The organism is Erythrobacter sp. (genome assembly GCF_023653175.1).
In the GTDB taxonomy this organism is placed as follows: domain Bacteria; phylum Pseudomonadota; class Alphaproteobacteria; order Sphingomonadales; family Sphingomonadaceae; genus Erythrobacter.
In genome coordinates this window covers 1-5445 of the sequence record NZ_JAMNXL010000216.1, presented here as the reverse complement: position 1 = coordinate 5445, position 5445 = coordinate 1, and the positions used below count along the sequence as shown (strand labels likewise).

General features: G+C 67.3%; 8 protein-coding genes and 1 pseudogene. 5 read left to right on the top strand and 4 right to left on the bottom strand.

Annotation, left to right across the window (positions count from 1 at the left end; all coding sequences use genetic code 11):
- The 4 genes and pseudogenes from NBV68_RS17320 to NBV68_RS17305 form a co-directional block, all read left to right on the top strand.
- Positions 1-302 (top strand): annotated as a pseudogene (locus NBV68_RS17320) (nucleoside-diphosphate sugar epimerase); the annotation flags it as partial.
- A complete protein-coding gene (locus NBV68_RS17315; protein WP_296312249.1) occupies positions 302-751 on the top strand; it encodes an ABA4-like family protein in 450 nt (149 codons plus the stop codon). The pseudogene NBV68_RS17320 and the gene NBV68_RS17315, both read left to right, overlap by 1 nt.
- 77 nt (positions 752-828) lie before the next feature.
- Positions 829-2394 (top strand): long-chain-fatty-acid--CoA ligase, encoded by a 1566-nt coding sequence (locus tag NBV68_RS17310; RefSeq protein ID WP_296312247.1) that lies wholly within the window; start codon positions 829-831, stop codon positions 2392-2394.
- 10 nt (positions 2395-2404) lie between these two features.
- The gene (locus NBV68_RS17305) at positions 2405-3010 is read left to right on the top strand and encodes a DUF938 domain-containing protein (RefSeq protein WP_296312245.1); all 606 of its coding nucleotides are present in this window, start codon (positions 2405-2407) and stop codon (positions 3008-3010) included.
- 9 nt (positions 3011-3019) lie between these two features.
- On the opposite strand, the gene NBV68_RS17300 is transcribed toward NBV68_RS17305, so the two are convergent.
- From NBV68_RS17300 to NBV68_RS17290, 3 genes are all read right to left on the bottom strand, one after another.
- On the bottom strand, positions 3020-3151 hold the full coding sequence (locus NBV68_RS17300; RefSeq protein ID WP_296312242.1) for an entericidin A/B family lipoprotein: 132 nt from the start codon (positions 3149-3151) through the stop codon (positions 3020-3022).
- Between the two features lie 100 nt (positions 3152-3251).
- A complete protein-coding gene (locus tag NBV68_RS17295; protein ID WP_296312239.1) occupies positions 3252-3383 on the bottom strand; it encodes a hypothetical protein in 132 nt (43 codons plus the stop codon).
- Between the two features lie 64 nt (positions 3384-3447).
- Positions 3448-4359: a DMT family transporter gene (locus NBV68_RS17290; protein ID WP_296312237.1), complete on the bottom strand. Its 912-nt coding sequence runs from the start codon at positions 4357-4359 to the stop codon at positions 3448-3450.
- Positions 4360-4423: 64 nt separating this feature from the next.
- On the opposite strand from NBV68_RS17290, the gene NBV68_RS17285 reads away from it, so the two are divergent.
- Positions 4424-4663, top strand: coding sequence for a hypothetical protein (locus NBV68_RS17285; RefSeq protein ID WP_296312234.1), 240 nt, complete (start codon positions 4424-4426; stop codon positions 4661-4663).
- Positions 4664-4763: 100 nt separating this feature from the next.
- Here NBV68_RS17285 and NBV68_RS17280 read toward each other — a convergent pair.
- Positions 4764-5445, bottom strand: a 682-nt coding sequence (locus tag NBV68_RS17280; RefSeq protein WP_296312233.1) for an ATPase, T2SS/T4P/T4SS family, incomplete at its 5' end; no start/stop codon positions are given.

Below are 5445 nucleotides of genomic sequence, written 5' to 3'. Positions count from 1 at the left end.
CGGTGAGCCGGATCGGCTTCAAGCGGCTCGACATCCTCCACCCCGGCCTGCTCCGGGGGCAGCGCGAGGGCAACCTGCGCTTCGCCGAGCGCGCCGCGCTGATCGCCGCGCCGCTGATCGACCCGCTGCTGTCGGGCAAGTGGGAGCAATACCGCTCGATCGATGCCGGGCTCGTCGCCGAGGCCGCGCTCGGCCTTGCGCTGCGCCGCGCCGGCGGGCGCTTCACCCACGACAACGAGGCCATGCGCCGCGCCGCGCGCGAATGGCGCAAGTCGGCGGCACATGAGGAGGAGGCAGGCTGATGGACTGGGCGCTGGTGTTCAACTTCGTGAACCTGCTGGCGATGACCGCCTGGACCGCGCTGATCCTGCTCCCGCGCTGGCCCGCGCTGCTCTCGGCGATCCTCTATCTCGGAGTCGGCCTGCTGTGCCTCGTTTACGCATGCGGGCTGATCGGCGTGGTGAGCGGCCTCATTCCCAATCCTGGCGGGGGCGGGGCTGATTTCACCACTATCCTCGGCATCCGCTCGATCTTTGCCAGCGACGGCGGGGTGACGATTGGCTGGACGCATTACCTCGCCTTCGATCTGTTCGCCGGGCTGTGGATCGCGCGCGATGCCGACGCCAAGGGCGTCTCGCGGTTTCTTCAGGCGCCGATTCTGCTCGCGACCTTCCTCGCCGGGCCGATCGGCCTCGGCATCTGGCTGATCGCCCGCGAGCCCGCGGCGCGGCGGCAGGGGCGTTTTCGCTGAAATTCGCTGCTGGACGGCGCGCGCTGCGAGGCTAATCTCTCGGGCAAAAACATGCCCCCCGGGAGAGAGACACCAGCATGGCACAGATCGCGCAGCACCAGTTCCTGACCCTCGACGAAATCCTCGACCACTGGGCCGCCGAGCAGCCCGATGCGCCCGCGATCGAGGGTGGGGGGCTGGCCTTCACCTATGGCGAGGTCGACCGGCTGTCGCGGCAGATCATCGCCTGGCTGGCCGGGCGCGGCGTAGGTGCGGGCGACCGTGTGGCGTTTCTGGGCAAGAATGCGGCGAGCTATGGCCTGCTCTATTGCGCCTGCGCGCGCGCAGGCATCGTGATCGCACCGATCGGCTGGCGGCTCGCCGCGCGCGAGATCGCCTATATTCTCGGCGATACCGAGGCCAAGCTGCTGGTCGCCGCGCCCGACTTCATGGAGCTTGCGGCGGCGGCAATGGCCGAGCTTGCGAGCCCGCCCGCACTGCTGGGCGATGCGGCGATGCTGGCCGAGGCGCGCGCCTGCGATGCGGCGCCGTTCACGCCCTGCGGCGCGGATGATCCGATGCTCCAGCTCTATACCAGCGGCACCACTGGCCACCCCAAGGGCGTGCTGCTGTCCAACGCCAATCTCACCCGGCTCAGGGTCGAAGGGATTGCCGCCGGGCTGACCTATTACACCGATTACCGTGCGGGCGATTGCATGATGGTGGCGATGCCGATCGCGCATATCGGCGGCACGGGCACCTTCAGCCTCGCCATGCTGGCAGGCATCCGCTGCCGTTTCGAGGCCGAATTCACCCCCGCCGGCGTGCTCGCGGCGATCGAGGCGGGGACGACCCACATGTTCCTCGTGCCAGCCGCGCTGCAGATGGTGATCCAGCACCCGCAGGCGGCCAGCACCGATTTCTCGAACCTGCGCTATCTCATCTATGGCGCCGCGCCGATGCCGCTCGAGCTGCTCAAGCAGGCGGTGCAGACCATGCCGAACACACAGTTTCTGCAGGCTTACGGCATGACCGAGACAACCGGCACGGTCTCGATCCTGCCGCCTGAGGACCACAGCCTCGAAGGCAACCAGCGGATGCGCTCGGCCGGCAAGGCGCTGCCCGGGGTCGCAATCGCGGTGCGTGGGCCCGACAATGTCGAGGTGCCGCGCGGGGACATCGGCGAGGTGTGCATCCGCTCGCCCTCCAACACCGCGGGCTACTGGAAGCTGCCCGAGGCGACCGCCAGCACCATCGATGCCGACGGCTGGCTCCACACCGGCGACGCGGGCGTGATGGACGCGGACGGCTACGTTTACATCCAGGACCGCATCAAGGACATGATCATCTCGGGCGGCGAGAACGTCTATCCGGCAGAAGTGGAGAGCGCGATCTATGGCCACCCCGCGATTGCCGAGGTCGCTGTGATCGGCGTGCCGAGCGCCAAGTGGGGCGAGGAGGTCAAGGCCTGCGTCGTCGCCAAGCCGGTGATGGAGGTCGACGCGGCTGAGGTGATCGCCTGGGCGCGCGAGCGGATCGCCGCCTTCAAGGCGCCCAAGAGCGTTGATGTGATCCCCGTCATGCCGAGAAACGCCAGCGGCAAGATCCTGCGCCGCGAACTGCGCGCGCCCTATTGGGAAGGGCAGGAGCGCCAAATCTCGTGAAGGTGCTCTCGTGAGCGCCAAACGCCACGCGCCAGCGGCCCTCAGGAACCGCGAAGCGATTGCCGAGGTGCTCGCGCGCGAATTGCCGGCGTCCGGCACGGTGCTCGAAATCGCGGCAGGTTCGGGCGAGCACGCGGTGTTCTTCGCTCAGCGTTTCGGTGCGCTCGCATGGCTGCCCACCGATCCCGCACCCGAGGCGCTGGCCTCGATCGCGGAATACCGCGCGGACTATCCGGGCACGAACTTGTCCGCGCCACTGATGCTCGATGCGGCAGCGCCCGATAGGTGGCCGGTTGCCGAGGCTGCCGCAATATTGTGCATCAACATGATCCACATCAGCCCCTGGGCCGCGACCCAAGGGCTTTTCCGGGGGGCTGCCCGTTTGTTGGGCAGCGGGGGCGGGCCGCTGATTGTCTACGGGCCGTTTCTCGAAGACGGGGTGGAGACGGCTGCCTCTAATCTCGCCTTTGACGAGAGCCTGCGGGCGCGGGATAGGGAGTGGGGTATCAGGCGTGCCGAAGATCTGGACAGCCTGGCGGCTGCCCACGGGCTTGCCCGCAGCGCGCGCCACTCCATGCCTGCCAATAACTTGAGCCTTGTTTTCCGCCCGATCTAGGCGTGCGGATCAATCAATCGCGCGCTTGCCCGCGCGGCCTACGGACTTGATGTCCTCGCCCACGCCCTCAACGGTGTTGCACCCGGCGCTGGTCAGCGCGAGGGCGGCGAGTGTGGCGGCGGCAAACAGGGTGCGGATCATCGAGCGGCTCCAATCGGCGGTTTCCCGCTGATCAAAGCCGCCCAATCCTGAAAATTTCCTGACTTTGCGGCAAAATGCCGTCCGCGCGGGGCGGAAAGGGTCAGATTTCCTCCTTCACCTCGCGCGAAGCCGATTGCAGGTCCTCGCCCGCACCCTCGACGGTGTTGCAGGCGGCGGTGGCAAGCGTGATCGCGGCGAGCGCGATGGCGGTGAGACGGGTGCGAGTGGTCATGCGGGTGTTCCTCGAAAGGTGGTCTGTCCGTAGCTTACCGGCCAGAGCCGCCCAAAGGTCCATGCTATTCGCCGGAATGCACCCGGGATCGGGCAAGCTGCCGCTCGCGCCACGCAATCAGCAGGCCCGCGCCGATGATCAGCGGCGCGCCGAGCCACAGACTGGCCGGCGCGGCGCGGTCGAAAACGTAATATCCGTAGAAGCTTGCCCACAGCAGCGCGGTGTAATCCATCAGCAGGATCACCGCCGCCGAGCCGAAGCGCAGCGCGGTCGTCAGCAGGATCTGCGCCGCCGCTCCTACCAGCGCCATGGCGAGGATCAAAAACCACGTCGCCGGATCGTGCGCCTTGATGACGAAGGGAAGCAGCAGGCCCACCACCGGGGCGCTCAGAACGGCGAACCAGAAGACGATGCTCCACGGGCTTTCCGTCTTGTTGAGGTCCTGGATCTGGAAACTGATGAACGTCACCATCAGCGGCGCCATCAGGCCGACCGCGACGCCCAGCATCGTGACCCCGTGGTGATCGCCGCTGCCCGGCTGCATCACCACCAGCACCCCTGCAAAGCCCATCGCGACCGCGCTCCAGCGATAGGGGCCGATCCGCTCGCGAAACAGGATCATTGCGATCAGCACGGCGAAGATCGGCGCGGTAAAGCCCAGCGTGGTCGCCTCGGCGAGCGGTAGCAGCAGCACCGCGCCATAGGTGAAGAACATCCCGAACAGGCCGGTGGCCGAACGAATAGTGTGCGATTTGAGGCGCTCGGTTTTCAGCAGCCGCAGGCTGCCGGTTGCGGCCAGACCCACGCCCACCAGCGTAGCGGTCAGCGCCTGCCGCCAGAAGATCAACTCGACCAGATGTGCGCCGCGTGACCCTGCAAGCTTCACCAGCATCGCCATCGTCGCCAGCGCGAAGGCGGCGCACAGGCGCAGGCCGAGCGCGAGCAGGGGGCGGGGGCGGGCGATCGAGCCATCCATTGCCAGCGGGCTTGGCCGAGCGTCAGGGATTGCGCAAGCCGCACGCGCGCCTAAATGGCGCGGCGTGGACCTCGTGGCGCAATTCGAACTGCTGAGCGATGCCGCGCAGGTCGCGTGGGCAGGCGGCGCGTGCCTGGTGTTCGCGGTGTTCGCGAGCCTGATGGAATGGCGCCGCACCCGGACGCGCAACCTCGCCCGGCTCGAGCAGGTCGGCTGGGTGCCGTGGACCGGGCTGTTCCTGCTGAGCGCGATGCTTGGCGCGGGGCTGCTGGCAATGGCGCTCCCGGCGATGCTGAAGGGGTAGGCTGCCTGCCCCGCACAACAGCGCCGCAGGCGTCGCAAGGCCAACCGGCCGCCGGCCGGCTAGGCCGCAGATCCGGGCCGGAGGGCCCGGATCGCCTGCCTTAAAGACAGGCCTCCAAATACGCCTGGTCAAACCCGAACTGGCGCGCCTTTTCCAGCGTGTAGGGGCGCAGGCCCGAGGGGCGGAATTCGCCGAGAATCTTGCCGTCCTCGCTCTCGTCGAGATACTCGAACTTGAACAATTCCTGCGTCACGATCACGTCGCCTTCCATCCCGATCACCTCGGTGATGTTGGTGGTGCGGCGCGAACCGTCGCGAAGGCGCTTCACCTGCACGATCAGGTCGACGGATTCGGCGATCTGGCGGCTGATGGCCTCCTTGGGGATCTTGATGTCGCCCATCAGGATCATGTTTTCCATACGGCCAAGGCATTCGCGCGGGCTGTTGGCGTGGAGCGTACACATCGAGCCGTCGTGGCCGGTGTTCATCGCCGCGAGGAGGTCGAAACACTCCGCGCCGCGGATTTCCCCGAGAATGATGCGGTCAGGACGCATACGCAGCGCGTTCTTCACAAGGTCACCGATGGTGATCGCGCCCTGACCTTCGAGGTTGGGCGGGCGGGTTTCGAGCGGCAGCCAGTGCGGCTGCTGCAGGCGAAGTTCCGCCGCGTCCTCGATGGTCAGCACGCGCTCGCCCGGGTCGATCATCTTGGAGAGGGCGTTGAGCATGGTCGTCTTACCCGAACCCGTACCGCCCGAGATGACGATGTTCATCCGGCACGCG